20 protein-coding genes and 1 pseudogene are annotated in these 18,507 nt (G+C 42.0%); 4 read left to right on the top strand and 17 right to left on the bottom strand.

The window, feature by feature from the left end:
- Window positions 1-102: 102 nt before the first annotated feature.
- Both ACP69U_RS00510 and ACP69U_RS00505 read right to left on the bottom strand, forming a co-directional pair.
- Window positions 103-339, bottom strand: coding sequence for a hypothetical protein (locus tag ACP69U_RS00510; RefSeq protein WP_426137474.1), 237 nt, complete (start codon window positions 337-339; stop codon window positions 103-105).
- A 280-nt stretch (window positions 340-619) separates the two neighbouring features.
- On the bottom strand, window positions 620-1,564 hold the full coding sequence (locus ACP69U_RS00505; RefSeq protein ID WP_426137473.1) for a D-Ala-D-Ala carboxypeptidase family metallohydrolase: 945 nt from the start codon (window positions 1,562-1,564) through the stop codon (window positions 620-622).
- A gap of 263 nt (window positions 1,565-1,827) precedes the next feature.
- Between ACP69U_RS00505 and rodA the strand changes: the two genes are divergently transcribed.
- From rodA to ACP69U_RS00490, 3 genes and pseudogenes are all read left to right on the top strand, one after another.
- Window positions 1,828-2,970 (top strand): rod shape-determining protein RodA, encoded by a 1,143-nt coding sequence (gene rodA, locus ACP69U_RS00500; RefSeq protein ID WP_055124925.1) that lies wholly within the window; start codon window positions 1,828-1,830, stop codon window positions 2,968-2,970.
- 741 nt (window positions 2,971-3,711) lie between these two features.
- Window positions 3,712-3,876 carry a hypothetical protein gene (locus ACP69U_RS00495; protein WP_426137472.1) on the top strand — a complete coding sequence of 55 codons (165 nt, stop codon included), beginning with the start codon at window positions 3,712-3,714 and terminating at the stop codon, window positions 3,874-3,876.
- 288 nt (window positions 3,877-4,164) lie between these two features.
- Window positions 4,165-4,506, top strand: a pseudogene (locus tag ACP69U_RS00490) (septal ring lytic transglycosylase RlpA family protein); the annotation flags it as partial.
- Window positions 4,507-4,677: 171 nt separating this feature from the next.
- Here ACP69U_RS00490 and radA read toward each other — a convergent pair.
- The 11 genes from radA to ACP69U_RS00435 form a co-directional block, all read right to left on the bottom strand.
- Window positions 4,678-6,117 carry a DNA repair protein RadA gene (gene radA, locus ACP69U_RS00485; RefSeq protein WP_109590006.1) on the bottom strand — a complete coding sequence of 480 codons (1,440 nt, stop codon included), beginning with the start codon at window positions 6,115-6,117 and terminating at the stop codon, window positions 4,678-4,680.
- A 356-nt stretch (window positions 6,118-6,473) separates the two neighbouring features.
- Window positions 6,474-7,253 (bottom strand): LPS export ABC transporter ATP-binding protein, encoded by a 780-nt coding sequence (gene lptB, locus ACP69U_RS00480; RefSeq protein WP_426137471.1) that lies wholly within the window; start codon window positions 7,251-7,253, stop codon window positions 6,474-6,476.
- A gap of 79 nt (window positions 7,254-7,332) precedes the next feature.
- Window positions 7,333-7,911 carry a lipopolysaccharide transport periplasmic protein LptA gene (gene lptA / locus ACP69U_RS00475; protein ID WP_045452840.1) on the bottom strand — a complete coding sequence of 193 codons (579 nt, stop codon included), beginning with the start codon at window positions 7,909-7,911 and terminating at the stop codon, window positions 7,333-7,335.
- Window positions 7,912-8,001: 90 nt separating this feature from the next.
- Window positions 8,002-8,586: an LPS export ABC transporter periplasmic protein LptC gene (gene lptC / locus ACP69U_RS00470; protein WP_426137470.1), complete on the bottom strand. Its 585-nt coding sequence runs from the start codon at window positions 8,584-8,586 to the stop codon at window positions 8,002-8,004.
- Window positions 8,583-9,149 (bottom strand): KdsC family phosphatase, encoded by a 567-nt coding sequence (locus ACP69U_RS00465; protein WP_426137670.1) that lies wholly within the window; start codon window positions 9,147-9,149, stop codon window positions 8,583-8,585. The genes lptC and ACP69U_RS00465 overlap by 4 nt, the downstream gene beginning before the upstream one ends.
- Before the next feature lie 99 nt (window positions 9,150-9,248).
- Window positions 9,249-10,241: a KpsF/GutQ family sugar-phosphate isomerase gene (locus ACP69U_RS00460; protein WP_314885075.1), complete on the bottom strand. Its 993-nt coding sequence runs from the start codon at window positions 10,239-10,241 to the stop codon at window positions 9,249-9,251.
- Between the two features lie 229 nt (window positions 10,242-10,470).
- Window positions 10,471-11,001 (bottom strand): RNA chaperone Hfq, encoded by a 531-nt coding sequence (gene hfq, locus ACP69U_RS00455; RefSeq protein ID WP_426137469.1) that lies wholly within the window; start codon window positions 10,999-11,001, stop codon window positions 10,471-10,473.
- A gap of 487 nt (window positions 11,002-11,488) precedes the next feature.
- Window positions 11,489-12,637, bottom strand: coding sequence for a tRNA (adenosine(37)-N6)-dimethylallyltransferase MiaA (gene miaA, locus ACP69U_RS00450; RefSeq protein WP_426137468.1), 1,149 nt, complete (start codon window positions 12,635-12,637; stop codon window positions 11,489-11,491).
- Between the two features lie 92 nt (window positions 12,638-12,729).
- Entirely contained in the window at window positions 12,730-14,574 is a 1,845-nt protein-coding gene (gene mutL / locus ACP69U_RS00445) for a DNA mismatch repair endonuclease MutL (RefSeq protein WP_426137467.1), read from the bottom strand.
- A 94-nt stretch (window positions 14,575-14,668) separates the two neighbouring features.
- A complete protein-coding gene (gene tsaE, locus ACP69U_RS00440) occupies window positions 14,669-15,193 on the bottom strand; it encodes a tRNA (adenosine(37)-N6)-threonylcarbamoyltransferase complex ATPase subunit type 1 TsaE (RefSeq protein WP_426137466.1) in 525 nt (174 codons plus the stop codon).
- Window positions 15,186-15,809 (bottom strand): 6-pyruvoyl trahydropterin synthase family protein, encoded by a 624-nt coding sequence (locus ACP69U_RS00435; protein WP_045446397.1) that lies wholly within the window; start codon window positions 15,807-15,809, stop codon window positions 15,186-15,188. The genes tsaE and ACP69U_RS00435 overlap by 8 nt, the downstream gene beginning before the upstream one ends.
- Window positions 15,810-16,205: 396 nt before the next feature.
- Here ACP69U_RS00435 and ACP69U_RS00430 point away from each other — a divergent pair, with 396 nt between their 5' ends.
- Window positions 16,206-16,328 carry a hypothetical protein gene (locus ACP69U_RS00430; RefSeq protein ID WP_020443648.1) on the top strand — a complete coding sequence of 41 codons (123 nt, stop codon included), beginning with the start codon at window positions 16,206-16,208 and terminating at the stop codon, window positions 16,326-16,328.
- An 89-nt stretch (window positions 16,329-16,417) separates the two neighbouring features.
- Here ACP69U_RS00430 and ACP69U_RS00425 read toward each other — a convergent pair whose 3' ends face one another.
- The 4 genes from ACP69U_RS00425 to ACP69U_RS00410 all read right to left on the bottom strand — a co-directional run bounded on the left by ACP69U_RS00425 (window position 16,418) and on the right by ACP69U_RS00410 (window position 18,494).
- On the bottom strand, window positions 16,418-16,750 hold the full coding sequence (locus tag ACP69U_RS00425) for a YnfA family protein (protein ID WP_201553890.1): 333 nt from the start codon (window positions 16,748-16,750) through the stop codon (window positions 16,418-16,420).
- Between the two features lie 2 nt (window positions 16,751-16,752).
- A complete protein-coding gene (locus ACP69U_RS00420; RefSeq protein ID WP_426137465.1) occupies window positions 16,753-17,568 on the bottom strand; it encodes a PhzF family phenazine biosynthesis protein in 816 nt (271 codons plus the stop codon).
- A gap of 73 nt (window positions 17,569-17,641) precedes the next feature.
- The gene (locus ACP69U_RS00415) at window positions 17,642-17,971 is read right to left on the bottom strand and encodes a DHCW motif cupin fold protein (RefSeq protein WP_238033862.1); all 330 of its coding nucleotides are present in this window, start codon (window positions 17,969-17,971) and stop codon (window positions 17,642-17,644) included.
- A gap of 61 nt (window positions 17,972-18,032) precedes the next feature.
- A complete protein-coding gene (locus ACP69U_RS00410) occupies window positions 18,033-18,494 on the bottom strand; it encodes a methyltransferase family protein (RefSeq protein ID WP_426137464.1) in 462 nt (153 codons plus the stop codon).
- Window positions 18,495-18,507: the final 13 nt, after the last annotated feature.

Below are 18,507 nucleotides of genomic sequence, written 5' to 3'. Positions count from 1 at the left end.
ATAGGTTGGCACTCTTTATGAGTGGTAATAAATTATGAGTAGCACTGTTTATGAGTGGTACTAAAAGTCGATAATGGGTTGTCCATACAAAAAATAATGCTCTTAACCAGAAATAGTCACTGCCACGTCATACATGAAATTTTCAGGCTTATAAGTTGCACCATTATAGGTCAATCGAATCACGTGCTTGTCATAAGAGTCTACTTTATAATCACCATTGGCGAAGTCATGCAGCGCTGGCACTATTAGTAGCGCTTCAATTTGACTGTCGTTAATGCTAACCGAGATCTGCTGACCACTGCGTGGGTATAAGAAATAATCACAATGATTATTCACCATCACTTCTGCAGTACGCTCAACGACCTGACTACCTACTTCTTCTTGTATGAATTTTGGACAGATATCTGAGCGCTTTGAAGCCAGCCGAGCGTAAGAGTTCTTAATATTATCTTCAATATCCTCAACGTCCTGTAAGTTTCTGTCAGGATCAGTAGCGGAATCTTCTGCCGTTAGAGAGCCTTGTTCAGAAAACGTTTCTCAGTATTATTATAGCGCTTTTACTCTACTTTAATTCGCTCTGGTTTATATTTATTTGGTTTTTTGATAGATCATAAATGACTTAATAGCGGCACGAAGATGAGCTGCTGGCATGATTAAAGCCCCATTTACGATAACCATCCGTGTCTAGATGTATCGCACCCGTAGCATATAGCCCTAAACCAAAATTATGAGATTGACCCTGATATTGCCAAAACTGGCATAGGCCATCTTGCATCGTACTGAGCCGCCATAAGTTATCTTCATACTCTGGTACCCAGATGTCGATAGCACTGGCATTCATATGCTTGCTACTATCGGCGCCACCTGCACAGTCATTAAGACCAGGACTGCGATATACCGAGCGTATTTCACTACTGATGGGTAGAATTCCTTGATGCTTCAATTCGCCGTATAAACGTAATGTTGGGACGATATTTGCCCATAACTCTTGCGGTGGCAACTGATAAGGCTCATAACCACATTTGCTCCAGCTTCGCGCTGTTGTGAGCAACTGCGACATAGGCGGTACATTGTGTACCCCTACCCGCGAATTTAAGTAGCGTTGAAAATCTGCTACTTGCCTAGCACGGTAGCTATTGCTATTCAACCACGCGTTAAAATCCATACTAATAGAATCAGTATAAGTACTATTGTAAGTATTATTCGCAGTGCTGTAGCTGTTATTACTGTAAGTTGTATTATAAACAGGCGCGCGCCGATTGATATTCATGCGCTTATTTTCTTCAATAGACAGACTGTCATCGAAATCAAAATCACGCTGCTTTTGAGCAATCAATCCTTGCATGCTATCGCCACTCAGCATGGTAACGCCAGAATTATAGCTTGTATTATTCGTCGAAGGTCTGATGTAAGCATTACTGCTACTACCCTGACGTACTTGGATACGGCGTTCACTATTGTCGCTGATAATAGCGGCATGAACAGAGATGCTACTGGCACACATAAGTAGTGCAAGCATAGGCTTGTGAATCTGCTTATAAGGATATTTTTTTGTATTGGTCATTGCAACAAGCTACCGCTAAAAACGTTTTATCGATACTATCAAATTTTCAGCAAGCAAGCTAAACTATCGCCTCTAATCAGAGGCGTGTTATTGGTAATTAACACTTATCCTTATAATTTTTATAATTATGTGACTTTATTTCTTATGTGTTACTTTATCTACGATATTTTACTTGCATAGATATAGATACGGTGCGATTACCTTTAAATGTTGATCTGATTTGAAACTTCCCTCTTACCCCAATTGCCAGACACACTTTGCCTATGTCTTCTAATCCGCAATACCGTTTTTCACGTCAGAGCCATCACTTAGGCCAAGGCCATGCACCATCGTTATGGCAGCGTATACATATCGATCCATGGTTGACCCTCCTCTTATTGACGGTTTGCTGCATTGGTTTGACAATTTTATATAGTGCGGCCGGTCAAGATGTCGGTATGGTATTACGTCAAATGGTCAGCTATGGTGTGGCCTTTACGGTTATGTTTATCATGGCACAGATACCGCCTAGCCTTTATCGCACTTTTACACCCATCTTTTATGTAATGGGGTTAATTTTATTGGTATTGGTCGATATCATCGGTGAAGTACGTATGGGTGCTCAGCGCTGGATTAATTTACCGGGGTTTGGCAGTGTGCAGCCCTCAGAATTTATGAAACTTGGGATGCCAATGATGTGTGCTTGGTTTTTATCCAAGCGTGATCTACCGCCCTCTCTATCTAGCATCGTCATTACCTTAGCCTTAATCATCGTCCCTGTATTATTAATTGCAAAAGAGCCTGATCTTGGGACGTCGCTATTGGTGGCAGCCAGTGGTATCTTTGTGCTTTTTTTGGCAGGATTATCTTGGCGATTGATTTCAGCTGCCGCCATATTAGCGATACCGCTTATTGCGATTGCTTGGAACTTTCTATTACATGATTATCAGCGTACCCGTGTCTTAACACTGCTCAATCCTGAAGCCGATGTACAAGGTGCTGGGTGGAATATCATTCAGTCAAAAACCGCTATCGGTGCGGGTGGGCTCACTGGTAAGGGCTATTTAGAAGGCACGCAGTCGCATTTACATTTTTTACCAGAAGGTCATACTGATTTTATTATCGCGGCTTTTTCAGAAGAGTTTGGCTTGTTGGGCGTGATTTTATTAATGTTCATTTATTCCTGTTTACTCCTGCGCGCCTTATACATCGCTTTCACCCATCCTGATGTATACAGTAGATTACTAGCGGGTGCAATTGCCATGTCTTTCTTTGTTTATGTGTTCGTTAATGTGGGTATGGTTGGTGGTATTTTACCCGTCGTTGGCGTTCCTCTGCCCTTCATTAGCTATGGCGGTACTGCGATCGTCACTTTGATGGCAGGATTTGGACTACTTATGTCCATTCACACTCATAAGCCCAGTTGATGCACAGTTACCAGTGATTCTCTAATGAACATTCAAACTTTATCTTAATGCTATTCATGTTAAAAATCAAAGAACACAGGCTATATAAAAGTCGTAAGGCAAATAAACCAGCCAATTAAAGCCTTTATTTAGAGTGTTGTCACATGCAAAATGCTCAAAAATAAATATAAATCAACAACAAATTAAGAGTTTCTAACAAATTTTATTGTTTCATCATTTTATGGCAAGTCCTATAACTTGCCATAAAAATCCTTCTATCTATTTTTAATAATAAATACAAGCCATTGATTTAATTGAAGTAATTAAAAATACCCTCATATTTCTTCTCATTAAAACACTTCGTTGCCAATTGGTACTGATAGATTTTAATCCTTGTTTTTTACAAATAATTGCGTTAACCTCGTTTTACTGTACTTTGATACATAACCCGTACATAGCTACTAATAAACTTTGCATTTAATTATATTTTGGTTGTAGCTCGTACGTATAGTTAGCGAATTGTAGATTCCAAGCTTTCAAATACACTACTTAATTAACGGTTTAATAACAAAGACACACGTAAGGCCTTCTAAAACCTTTATTAATTTAGCAATGTTAGAAAGTTTGTAAATAGCACATATAGCGAATTCGGTACTCAACCTTTGTATTCAGATTGGGTATTCTACTAATATCGTTAGCTGTCATTTGAGCGTTTCATAAGTATCTTTGGTCGTATTATCCTGACCCGCTTATGATAATAAAATGAAAAATTACCATACCTTAAAATCTATAAAAGCCACGTTTAGTATCAATAATTATATGAAAAAAAATATTGATGATGCGGCTTTAGAGTTTGTGACGCTGTTAGATTGGTCTAACATTGCCATGCTCAGTCTAGAACTATTAGAGTTAGATTTTAAAGTATAAGTTATAGAGGTGTCTATGAATAAGCGTTTATCTGGTTTACTTACCATGTCAGCAGTATTGTTTGCTGGCTCCGCGGTTGCTACTAATGCAAATGCTGTAGAAGCCAAAACCTCTCTTGCGATGATTTCACAAGATAACGCCTCCCATATCGATCGCGTACTTGGTGAGCTTAGCCGTCAACATGATGGCGCATCAAGTTTGGTGAAGTCAGCACGTCAACCAACCTCGTTGGCACTTAGCAGCTCACTGTTAGCCAGTGACACCTCTCAACTGACCAATGATGAAGATGTATTAGAGCGTCTGACAGCCGTAGCCTCTAACTCGGTCAGTAAATTCAAGCAAACAGGCCTAGCCTCTTGGTATGGTCGTAAATTCCATGGTCGTAAAACAGCCAGTGGTGAAACATTCGATATGAATGGTTTGACAGCGGCGCATCGTTCACTGCCATTGAATTGCTATGTTAAAGTCACGAATAAGACCAATGGTAAAAGCGTCGTGGTAAAAGTGAATGATCGTGGTCCATTCCATGGTAACCGTGTGCTAGATTTGTCTTATGGTGCTGCCAAAAAACTCGGTATTACGGGTAAAGGTGTGGGTAATGTTGCTATTGAGCGCGTTTCAGGACCATAATTCTAAAAAAACAGTCTATTTGTATTAGACTATAAAAAGCGCCTAACACTGATGTGTTAGGCGCTTTTTTGTGGTTTCAGTTTATTGTATCCATTAAGCTACAGATAAAGCTGTAGCGCCTAGCAATAACTTATAAAACAAGGTGTAATCAAAATGATTAACCCTTACACCTTACAGTTCAAATGCACTCTCAATGGCATCATCGAGACGTTCAACGGCAATCACATTGATGCCTTTAAATTGAGGAGCATCCTTAGCAGGCGCATTGGCTTTTGGGATAATGGCATGCTTAAATCCATGTTTCATCGCTTCCTTTAAACGTTCTTGACCGTTCGGTACAGGACGGATTTCACCCGATAATCCCACTTCACCAAATACGGCCAATGACGATGGCAAGGCTTTTTCTTTAATGCTTGAGGCACAAGCCAACAATACTGCTAAGTCAGATCCCGTCTCTATAACCTTGACACCACCGACGACGTTGACATACACATCTTGTCCGCTGGTATGAATACCGCCATGACGATGCATGACGGCCAGCAGCATGGACAGACGCTGAAAATCCAATCCTAATGCCATTCGTCTAGGTGAGCCTTGCGAATCATCGACTAACGCTTGTACCTCCACCAACAAGGGTCGTGTGCCTTCGCGGCTGACCATGACGACAGATCCAGCAACGGGTTTGTCATAGCGGCTCAAAAATATCGCTGATGGATTGGCGACCTCTTTCAGTCCCATATCTGTCATACCAAAAATACCTAATTCGTTGACGGCACCGAAGCGGTTTTTGACGGCACGAATCATCCGAAAACGTGAGTCTGATTGACCTTCAAAATATAAGACAGTATCAACCATGTGTTCAAGAACGCGCGGCCCTGCGAGCGTGCCTTCCTTGGTTACGTGACCCACTAAAAATAGCGCGGTGCCTGTCTGTTTGGCGTAGCGAGTCAAGATGGCCGCAGACTCTCGAATTTGACTGACGCCGCCAGGTGCAGAATTGATTGCATCCGTATAAATGGTTTGAATAGAGTCAATAATAGCGATGGCGGGCTGCTCTTGAGTCAAGGCGGCACAAATAGTCTCTACATTGGTTTCGGCCAGTACGCGTAATCTATCGGCCGGTAAATCTAAGCGCCTAGCGCGCATAGCAACCTGTGCCAATGATTCTTCACCAGTCACATACAAGGCGCTACCTGCCAACGAGTCGGCACGTGCCATATTAGTCGCAGTTTGCAGCAAAATCGTCGATTTACCGATACCAGGATCACCGCCGATTAAAACGACTGAACCAGCAACCAATCCTCCACCAAGTACACGATCAAACTCACTAATACCAGTTGGTAAGCGTGTGTCTAGCGTTACGCTCACGGCATTGAGCGGCATTACCGCACTATGCGTACCTGAATAATTTCCTGCTGGTGCACCGCCTGATTCACGAGGTGCCGATCTATTTGCTACTGGTTTAGAAACGTTTTTATTGTGATGCGGCATGCTCACATTTGGTGCTTCGACCAAGCTATTCCATTCACCGCAATCGGTACATTGCCCTGCCCACTTGCCAAAATGCGCGCCGCAATGCTGACAGACATAACTGCTCTTATTTTTTGCCATAACGTATGAACCTTATTCAAGTGTCCAATCAAGATTAATTGATAAAATATCGTGACGCTCTGATAAGCGTTAATTTGAGAATAATTTTTGAGATAAATTAGCCATCAGTATGATGGACTAGATCTTATAGAAGAGGTGATGCTAAATGTGATGAATAGCTAGATATAGGAAAATTAGCAAGCGCTGTCTTGAGCACTTAATGGAAATTATAAATCTAACAGACAGCGTAAATAGTAGCGCGAAAAACACGTTGAGATATTAGGGGTGTATTGAACATTTAAAAATACGCAGAGCTAATCGATGCGCATTTAGCAAAAATGTATTAGAGACAAATACAATGCTCAACACATCCTCATTTATACGTGAAAGTCTTTACCCAAATAAACGGCTTTCACCAATTCATTTTCTAACACTTCACTAGAAGTACCCTCAGCAATAATAGCACCTTCTGAGACGATATAAGCTTTCTCACAAATAGCCAAGGTATCGCGAACGTTATGATCAGTAATCAAAACACCAATCCCACGATTTTTGAGTGTCAAAATAACGTCTTTGATATCACCAACAGAGATAGGATCCACGCCTGCAAATGGCTCATCTAATAAAATGAATTTTGGGTCAGCCGCCAATGCACGGGCAATTTCACAGCGACGACGCTCACCACCTGATACGCTCATGCCTAATGATTTTCGTACATGCTCTAGATGGAACTCACCGATTAGTTTTTCCAGCTCTTGCTTTTGCTCGCTTTTATTTAATTCTTTACGAGTTTCTAAAATAGCTAAGATGTTGTCTTCGATAGACAATTTGCGAAAGATAGATGCTTCTTGTGGTAAGTAACCAATTCCTGCACGCGCACGCTCATGCATGGCATATTTAGACAGATCCATTTTTCCTAAAGTGACGCGGCCTTTGTCCATATTGACCAACCCTACCACCATATAAAAGCTGGTTGTCTTCCCTGCACCATTTGGACCTAGTAAACCAACGACCTGCCCTTGTTCTACGGAGAAAGAGACATCTTTCACAACCCAGCGCTTACCATAGCGTTTGCCTAGATTTTGCATTGATAGTCGCGTTGCAGGTACTGCGTTATTGTTGGTTACCAAAGGGTTTATATTTTTATTATCACTCATAACTTACTCATACGGTTGCAGAATTCAAGCACTAATACACTAAGGGGTGTTGATACAGTTACATTAACCATTCAGCTTTTTAGCGGATGCTACTTTGGCTACCATTACTACTGGGCGGAAAAACCAACTCTACGCGCTGATTACCGCCAGCAGTTGCTTCAACATCACCAGCTTTTAGGCTATAACGAATGACATTACCCGCAAAACTGGCGCCATTTTGAACCAACTTAGCATTACCCGTCAATGTAACAATACCAGTGACCGCATTATAATCAATCTTATTGGCTTGACCTTTTGCCAGCCCTTTTTCTTGTGTGACCACCTGTTGCATGGTTGCAGGGCGTCCAGTCGCTACTGCCGAGTTGATACTGCGACCCTGTGATAGGTTAACCGTAATGTTATCAGCGGTCATTTTAAACGTACCTTGAGTGATAATGACACTACCCGAGTAGCTGGTAACGCCTGTACGCTCACTATAGGTCGCTTTATCAGCCAATAGTTTGATTTCTTGATTGGCATCTGATGGCAGCGCATGACTGTAAAGTGGTAGTGCCAGCAGCATAACCGTTGGCAGCACATGTAATTGACGCAAGCGGCACGATGTTAGATTAAAGCGTGCTAATGATGAGCGCAAAGTAGGCAAAAATTTAGATGTCATAAAAATCACTCGTTTTATAATGGGTAGTAGGATTTGCAAACTTTATGCTAGCTGCTATTCTTATTACATAGTCAATAAGAGTTACTGCAATCAAAACAATGCTTTATCTTGGCGTTCAGCTGGAGTAAAAGCGACAGCCACTTGACCAAACTCATATTCACCGGTCTCAAGGTTGGCGGTCATGCTAGAAGCTTCAAACCGATTCATGCCTTGTTCAATCTTAACAGGCGCGTCACTATATACTTGCCCTGATTTAGTATTGCCTTTAAGGATACTACCTGTCACCTTTATCGGTTCAATATCTGGCGCGTTTTTATTGCCTTCACTAACCAGTGAAAAGCCCCCTGACAAGCTGAGTTCACCCGTCTGCTGACTGATAGCAGCACTACCCGCTTCAATACGATAACGCTGCTCTGCCGAAGGCTCCCAATTCATAGTGATGCCTGACATCTCGTCTAAATTGGTCTCTGGATTGTGCGTCAATGTTTTGGCAGTCAGCTCATACTCAGTTTCGCCTTTCTCATTAGTCTGTACCGCTTTGATATCTGTTGCTTCATAATCAACATCGGTCGCTTCCATGCTAACTGGCGGCGCTATCTCTCCTTGCTGTTGAAAAAACCAACCTGCAATACCAGCAATAATTAAGGCAAGAACTATTAAAACACGAGTATTCACGACAAATTATCCTGAGTTTCGGCTGCATCAAGCGTATAGTGCGCGATGAAGTTTTGATAGTGTCCATGACCTTTCAAAATGAGGTCACATACTTCACGTACAGCGCCAGTGCCACCTGCTCGGGTGGTGACCATGTCACTGCGATTGATGACTTCAGCATGCGCATTGGGTACTGTTGCAGCAAATCCAACGGTCTGCATCGCTTTAATGTCTGGTAAATCATCGCCCATATAAGCGCAATCAGCAGCCGTGATATTGAGCGCTGGATCAATTATGGTTAGCAGCTCATTTAAAGCAACCAGCTTATCATCACGACCTTGCACCACATAATTAACGCCCATTTCCGCAGCGCGCTTATCTACCATGGCACTGCTACGACCTGTAATAATAGCCGTCAAAATGCCATAACGTGCTAACGACTTAACGCCTACGCCATCATGGACAGAAAAGGCCTTGGTCTCGATACCATTGGCATCATAGATAATTTGACCGTTTGATAAAATACCATCGACATCCATTATCAACAGCTTTACTTGTCCGGCTTTTTTGATTAAGTCTTGCATCATATCCCTCTTTCTTAAGGCTATTTTTTACATTTTATTGTTATAAATAGATACTGTGTGAATCTATACTGTACAAACCGATATCTTTATTAATGCTATTTATTTTACACCGGCTTGTAGCAAATCATGTACCGTAATAATTGCTTCTAAACGATCTTGGTCGTCAATAATTAGCAACTGGCTAATACCATTTTCATTCATCACACTGAGCGCATCTGATGCGCGCATGGTCTTGCTAATGTGCCGTGGATTACTAACCATTACTTCACCCATCGGCGTTTGCAAATCGATGCCTTTTTCTAGACCACGGCGTAGGTCACCATCTGTAAATACCCCAACCACCTTATCATTATCATCGGTCACCACCGTCATTCCTAAGCGCCCAGCAGACATAGTAAAAAGCGCTTCTTGCAGTGGCGCTTGCTGATGAATGAGTGGTAAATCTTCCGACTTAGTATGCATTAAATCTTCAACTCGCGTTAGCAGCTGACGACCTAATGCGCCTGCTGGATGCGATAATGCGAAATCCTCTGAGGTAAAGTTGCGCGCATGGACTAAGGCAACGGCCAATGCATCGCCAAGCGCTAAAGTCGCCGTGGTACTGGAAGTAGGAGCAAGATTAAGTGGACAAGCCTCTTGCGATTTACCGAGCGTCAATACAATGTTCGCGGCACGAGGCAACATACCGCGCTTATCACGGCTAATACTAATCAGTGGAATATTTAGGTGTTTGACCACTGGCAGCAGCATCTTAATCTCATCGGACTCACCAGAGTTAGAGATAGCAAGCAGTACATCACCTTTTACCAACATGCCTAAATCGCCATGCCCAGCTTCACCAGGATGCATAAAAAAGGCTGGCGTGCCAGTAGAGGCAAACGTCGCCGCTATTTTACGTCCAATCAATCCTGACTTACCCATACCAGTGACCACGACTCGACCCTTACAAGCCAAAATAATATCGCATGCTTGTGCAAACCTATCGTCTATCTGCTCTGTTAGTAAAGCCAATGCCGATATCTCAGTGTTAATCGCTTCGATGGCCTTACTAATAAACTGCTCATGGGTTAGATTGATTTGGGTATTACTCATGGATTCGCTCTATTTTATAATGAATCAATACTGTATTTTACTATACTATGCCCAATATTAATAATAATCTAAGAAACCAATCGCTAACAACTCGGCACGCCATTTTAGACCATTATTATACGTTTATTTATACAAAAAAAACCCACTATAAAAAGCAGGTTTTGATCGGATAAATCACGTATTAGTAATGCGCCTTCGATAATGAATCTTTCTCTCTAACCCTTGGTCTCTAACCATTGTTATCATTAGATCCATCATTTGGTTTTTCTTCAAAACCCGTATTATCTGCTGGGTTTTCGAAGCCACGGTCTTGACCAAAACCGCCACGCTCAAAGCCACGCTCCTGACTCTGACCAAAGCTACCACGCTCAAAACCACGATCTTGGCCTTGGCTAAAACCGCCACGATTAAAACCACTGCGATTAGACGCAAAGCCGCGCTCTTCAAAGCCACCTGTGCTAGCAGGATTACTACCGCGTTCAAACCCACCACCTTGATAACCTGCTGGAGCAGCGCTTTGCGATTGGGTGCTCGTACCTGTCGTCGTACTGCTACGTGGATTACGTGCAGGCACGACGGTTGAGATAGCGTGTTTGTATACCATTTGACTGACAGTGTTTTTGAGCAATACCACGTACTGATCAAATGATTCAATCTGACCTTGCAGCTTGATACCATTGACCAAAAAAATAGAGACAGGAATGCGATCTTTGCGCAGCGAGTTCAAAAACGGATCTTGTAAAGTTTGTCCTTTTGACATGAGAGCTCTCCTAAATATTATTAATTATGTTTTAGTGCCAATTATTTTAAGTGTTAATTTAATTATAATGGCTAACGGCAGATACAATAATAAATTTTCTTTATAAAACGTATCTAAATAAACGCTACTTGTTCTTAAGTGATTCCACTTTATCGCGAATACATTATTATTGTAAATAATTAAGTAACTAGTTGTTTCATTAGTTATTTTTATCAACAAACGTCAATTAATATTGATTAAATACACAGTTAGGCTAGTATTACACCTACTATTTTGATGAATTTAAATTATAACAGCTATCTACGATATAATTTGATACTAATTGTCATTACTTTATAATAGTTGCATAGAGCTTTTTGCAATACTATATTTTTAGTACACCATATTGTATTTACAAGGTATTAACTCATACCATATTTTGAGGCAGTTTATCTAATTTTTATCGCCATTTTTAAAATGAGGACACGCCCTAGTATCATTGATAGATTTAATATAAATAGTCTCTTGCCTGCGCCATGGTGGTGAATGCTTTTACCACCATATTGCGGTCTATAGAATAGCCTTTCTCGCTAGAGGTATCGGCTGCTATCGCCCCATCCATGCAAGTACTAGGCAATTGCATGACTTTGCGTAACCATGTGTACTGACGTTTTGCCAATTGTCTTGTCGCATATAATGCCTTATTTTGCATTTGCTGACAAGCAAGTGCCTCGGTCGCACCATCAGACAAGCTTGATTGAGCTGAAGACTGGAGCACTTCAAAAGCACTGTAAAATTGCGCTTTGTCTAGATTAGGCTGTTCAAATACTGGGTGATCGATGTGTACTAGGTATTCTAGTACTTGTCGATAACCAACGCATCGCATGGACGGTAGATTTGGTGTTAAAGGATAGCGCTTCAGCAGACCAATGACCTCAGTCACCAACCCGTCATTCCACATGATATCTAAACGTTGCTCGATACGTGTATGCAACCATGGACGATCAGGCATGACTGTCAATGCATGCCATTGCTGATTGGGATTATTTGCCAATGCCTGCTTGGGCTTTCGCTGCCAGTCACTTATAGGAATATCAGTTTGCAGATAAACTTCAACTGCTCGGGTGATGCGCTGAGTATCAGTCGCATTAAGGCGCTCATGGCTGATCGGATCTATCTCACCCAAATAGTCGTAAAGCGCACTAATGCCTTCATTTTGCCGCCACTGCTCCACACGTACGCGAACACTATCATCACTGTCAGGTACTGGAGATAGCCCGTCTAGCAGTGCCATGTAATACATCATAGTACCGCCAACCAGCAACGGTATTTTGCCATTCTCGTGACAGCTATCAATCAAACGGGCAACGTCATTCACAAATTCGGCGACGCTATAGCTATGCATAGGATCGATAATATCAACCAAATGATGTGGGTAACGCGCCAACTCAATAGCAGTTGGTTTTGCCGTACCGATATTCATATCACGATAAATCAGCGCTGAATCTACTGAAATTAGCTCATAACGCCCTGTATCATATAACTCATAAGCCAGTGCAGTCTTGCCACTTGCTGTCGGCGCCATCAAACACACCACGCTATTATCCGCTAAATTGGCGTTTAGGCGATAAGATGAGCTGTCAGATGAACGTTGCATAGGCTTGCCTTTATTAATGATATTAGTAGCAATAAACAACTTTGAGCGGTGTCATTGCTCAAATCTACTTATTATATTTTGTGTCGTTACGATTATCTTGACTCAGGTGCAGATGATAGCATCAACGTTGCTAATTGATTACCATCTATAGCTTTGATCGCATACTGAGTCAGTAACGCGTCGATATCCGCCAAGAACACCATCAAGTCTTGCTTTGACATTTGCATGCTCACGGCGGCAAGTTGTTGATTAATGTCATTTGCACTGTGCAACCATTGATCTTTTTTATATGCCCTATTGCTAAATAAACTTGACTCAAATAACGAACACATCTTTGATTGCCAATTCTCTGCACCGATCAATACACATTGGCTTTGATGATAAAACAATAACCAAGGCAGCGCTTTGTCCTCACTATATGTTGTGCCAACAGATTCGGTTGATGCCTCATTTAAATGAGTAACAACGTCTAGGCAATAAGGCAAAGATGTCGAATGTATTGCGACATCGTTAGCGATATCTCTAGTGTTTTGACTTATTTTCTCAGAAACACTTGATACGTTTAAGGTTTGAGGCGAATACCTATTTTCTGACAACTGATAGGGTTGTTTGGGCGCTTTTACCTGATGGCTTTTGCTTGAATGAATGGTCGTTGATGTGTTTGGCATTACAGTAGCGAATGCATTATCGATAGACAGATTACTATCTACTACCTCACTATTACCTAGTATTTGAATAGCATCATTAGCATTAGGAGATCTGATCGTCTCTGTAATCACTACCGTCTTAAGTTTTGCCCGAATCGCATGGCTTACATGCGCCATAATATTATTGAGCGGACTTATTTTGATACGCTGTTTAGATGGATGCACATTGATATTGAGCCACTGAGTGGGCAAGTCAAAATAAAGCGCATAGCCAATACCCACCAACTGAGCAGTTTGGGCAAGTTGGCGTAGCTGATTGCTTATCAATGCTTCTTTTACCAGTCTGCCATTCACATAGATTAACTTTGGTAAGGTATCCTGCGAATCAGTGATAGGCCATAACCAACCATTAACGCTTGCTTGATCGCCAAAGCTATTATTAACATACTCTCTAGATGACTGCATTAAACTGGTGAGATCTATCGCTATTTCTAACGCCTTTTTGGTTAACGACAACCTAGTCGCTTGCTCAAGACGTGATAATGGCAAAGGAGTGATATTATTATTGCCATTAGCATTTGTAGAAACGGCACTTAAAGACTTTGAATTTGAAAGCCTTGTAGTTGAAGACATGGTACTTAAAGACATCGCACTTGAAGAAAGTGACAATCGTTTTTTATGGTCATGAAAGAGCGTCAGTGCCACATCTGCTCGCGCCAAAGCCACTTCGCGCACAATCGTTTCGATATGACCGAACTCCGTCGCAATAGATTTCAAATTGCCACGGCGTGCTGGTACGTTGAAATATAAATCCTTAACCGTAATGGTCGTACCACGATGATGCACAACTGGCATGAGCTTTGGCGCATCATCTAACACACCCGCGACTTGCAACTGGCGACCGATGCCACTGTCATCATGGCTACTGGTTAAAGTCAGCCGAGATACTGCCGCCGTCGCCGCCAACGCCTCCCCGCGAAAACCCAACGTCGTAATACCGTGTAAGTTAGCGACATCCGCGACTTTACTGGTTGCATGACGGGTAATTGCCATGACCATATCATCGGGATGAATACCCACGCCATTGTCGACCACTTCAATCATACCCATGCCGCCTTGGGTAATATGTATCTCAATATTGGTCGCACCAGCGTCAATGGCATTTTCTAGCAGCTCTTTGACTACGGCTGCTGGGCGTGTCACTACCTCACCCGCTGCCAATTGATTGATGAGCAGCGGCGATAGCTTTTTGATGCGAGTATAAGAATGATTGTCTGGCATTTTCGGCATTAAGAGGTATCGTTGTTTTACTTGATGATAAGTAAGTAGTGCTAGCAGATATCGATGACTTATATTAAGGTCTGTTGAACATTCAAATGTATAATTAAATCTTAACAGAGGATAAATCCAAGCCTTGCGCTTGTCCAGCCTTCGATAGTCGCAGCTCAACTTGACGAGACTCATTATCCTTATCAGTGCTAGTAGCTTGCGTCATATCGATAAACAAGGTCGGCGGCGGCAAATAGCTGTCTGCGCGGCTGGCCCATTCAATGATAACCAGCGCATTTGGCTCATCCAAATACTCATCAAAACCGATAAAAGACAGCTCTTCTGGGTCTTGCAGACGATACAAATCCGCGTGGTAAACTGGCTTGATCGAGCCATCTTTTTGCTCGATGCTATAAGGCTCAACCAAGGTATAAGTCGGGCTTTTGACGGCACCTGCATGCCCGAGCGCCTGCAACCAATAGCGAGTCAGAGTCGTTTTACCTGCCCCTAAATCACCTGCCAACCAGACACTACCTGTCAAGGGTAAAGCTGCCAATTGCGCAGCCAAACGTTGAGTATTAGCTTCTGTATACAGTGTCAGCGTTTTAGTATTTTTGTCCTCTGTTGTACTATTAGGCATCAGGCTTACCTACCTGCACTTGCGTCTGTACCTGCATAGTCACCGTTGGGTTGATAAAGCTTTCACCGCGGATCAATTTGGCATATAGCTCAGGGTCGTGCCACTCGGCACTGACTTGATCGCTAAACTCAAACGCTTCTAGATGAAGCTTACCCATTTGCTCATTTGCCACATCATCAGCAAAGCACTGCGCGTAACCGGTAGCGGTTTCATGTGCTATCACCGAGTAAACGCTGACATCAGATTCACCGTTTTGCATTTGGGTTTGTTTTAGAATTTCTTGCGCCCAAAAGAATATCACGCGTGAAAACTGCTCTGCCGATGGCGATACTGGCAAGCTTATCCAGCGTGCACTGAATTTTTTACAGGCAGCGACATACTCAGGGTCGTCTTTATTCCAAAAACAAATCGCGTGATCAAAGCTATCGATAATGTCCTTGATAGACGATTTTAATAAGCCAAAATCATAGACCATTTGCCCATGATCCAAGCGCTTAGCCTCAAGAATCAGCTCAATCTGATAACTATGACCATGGATAGAGTGTTTGCAGCGCTCAGAGCTACAATTACGCACAATATGCGCATTTTCAAATTTAAAAAGTTTACGGATACGCATAACAATCAACCAAAACAGTAAGCATTTTTATGCTAAATATGAATATTATAAAAGTTTGCCGCGACGACTTATCGGCTTGTGGCTTATTATAGCAAATCGTGATGACTCCGTAAGTAAGCACTTATTAATAGCAGTATTGACTAAATAAATCCATGGCATCGAAAATCTACTTATACAACCTATTTATCAGACAAATTTTTAGAAGTAGCATTAAAGAAGGGATGAATACAGGATTGACTCGAATCGTAGGTGAATTGTGCTAGCGCTATCTATTGCGACCCCTTAAGCATATACTCATTGCAGTACGCACTATTTGCGTCATCAGCATTAATCTAACCTTTCAGCTATTTACATTGGCTTAAAAGGTATTACGGCTTATCTCAAGAGGAAAAAACCATGAGTAAAGGTCAAGACAGTAAAAAGAACGTAAAAAAGAAACCGCTATTAACGGCAAAAGAGAAAAAAGCCGCCAAACAATCTAAGAAAGACGACAACGGCAGTATCTTAGGTAAACATTAATATTTAGTGCATCATTGTGTCACTTAAATCTATGCCAATCGAACCTCACGGTTTGATTGACATTTTTTATGCTAGGTGCGGTCTTTATGCTAAGCACCGCGCGGCGCAAACATAATAATTGCCATGCCTAATAACGCAACCGCAGAACCTACTATATCCCACGTGGTCGGCCTGATACCATTCACTGTCCACAACCATAAAATAGCCATCGAAATATACACGCCGCCATAAGCCGCATAGACTCTACCAGCTGCAGCAGGATGTAAAGACAACAGCCAAACGAAAGCGACCAAACTTAGTACGCCAGGGACAAGCAGCCAAATAGACTTACCTTCTCGCAACCATAGATAAGGCAAATAGCAGCCCGCAATCTCTGCCAATGCGGTCAGCGCAAACAGTCCAAAGGTTTTTAATTCAGTCAACCCTATGACTCCTCGATCGTGATAAAACCTGTCATGTACTGTACGGCATTGCCAGAAATCATTACTCTATCGCCAGCGACGACACAGTCTAGAACCCCGCCGCGACGTGATGCTTGATAAGCGACCAAGTTATTTTTAGCCAAACGCTCAGCCCATAATGGGGCAAGACCAGTATGCACTGAGCCAGTTACTGGGTCTTCACCGCCACCATTATTTGACCAAAAATATCGTGATATAAAATCATAATGATTATAAGCGTCCGATTCAGCCTGACAAGTCACCACCACATTTAATGGTAACAACTCTTTTAATTTCTCATTATCACACTCTACATTGAATACGTCAGACTCAGATTCAAAAACGACAAAATAGGCTTTCTCATTGCGGTAAACCTCAATGGGTACAATAGACAAACCCGCTAACAAACTATCCGGAATATCATAAACTTTTTCAGGCTTTGAGTTTGGAAAATCCATTTGTATCTTGCCATCGTCTGTTTGCACGATGGTCAAAACACCAACCGCTTTGGCTGAAAATTTAATGTTTTCTACATTGGGGTTTTTGTTAAATAACACAAAGGCTGACGCCAAGGTTGCATGCCCGCAAAATGCAATCTCAGTGAATGGTGAAAACCAGCGAATATGATAAATACCGTCATCGTCAAGAACCATAAAAGCTGTCTCGGATAAGTTGTTTTCAAAAGCAATAGACTGCATTAAATTATCAGAAAGCCAATCTTCTGTAATAACGACTGCCGCTGAATTGCCTTTAAAAACTGTATTCGTAAAAGCATCAACGACATTTATTTCTAGTTGCATTTTATGTTCTCGCTTTATTTTTATAGATCTATGATTTTATAGCTTTATGAATTTTATGGTGTTACTGGCAATATCAATCAACAATAAATAGCTTAGCACCTGTGTTCGTTGACGAACGATGTGCAATCTTATTGTCCGCTACTTGATAAGTCATACCGGCTGTTAAGGTAAAAGTACGCCCATCCTTTAACTCGGTGTTTAGCTCGCCCTCAATACAAAATAAAATATGCCCTTTATCGCACCAGTGATCGGCAAGGTAGCCTGCGGAGTACTCAACCATATGCACATTGATATTGTTAAATTCGCAAGTCTTCCAATACCCCGTGCCCGTTTCACCTTTGTTTTCTACCGCTTCTACTGTCGTCCAATCGGTAATAGCAAAAGGTATGTTTTTCATTTCCATAACGTCATCTCCCTGATTTTATTGTTCATTCATTTATCATAAAATCTTTACTTACTATACCTCAAATCCAGCGCCGCACTTTATTTAGATAATCCTGATAAGTTTTGCCGAATTTTCGTGCCATCATCTGCTCTTCTGGCTGGATTTGAAAGCGCGTCATATAAAGTATAAAAATAGGCAATAATACAAACGCCAGAAGGTGAGACAAATAGAACGCCCAGCCTAATAATATAAGCACCAAGCCCACATACATCGGATTGCGGCTATACTGATATATACCACTGGTCACTAAACTAGAGACCTTCTCTAACGCTTGCGGATTGGGTGTGGTCTGAGCGATTCTAAATTGAGTCACCCCCATGATACCTAAGCTCAGACCCACCACACCCAAAGCCACTGCCAGTACAGTTGAGCCGTTGAGTGAGAACGTCAAAGCAGGAACCATTTTAGAGACGCCATACATAGCAGCGGCGGTAATAATCACTTGGGCGACTGGAGGGACTTTAAGTGCTAGAGCGTTCATGATTAGACCTCAT

The sequence above is a fragment of the Psychrobacter sp. TWR1-1-1 genome (assembly GCF_049895865.1).
Classification (GTDB): Bacteria; Pseudomonadota; Gammaproteobacteria; order Pseudomonadales; family Moraxellaceae; genus Psychrobacter; species Psychrobacter immobilis_A.
This window is presented reverse-complemented; position numbering and strand designations above follow the sequence as displayed.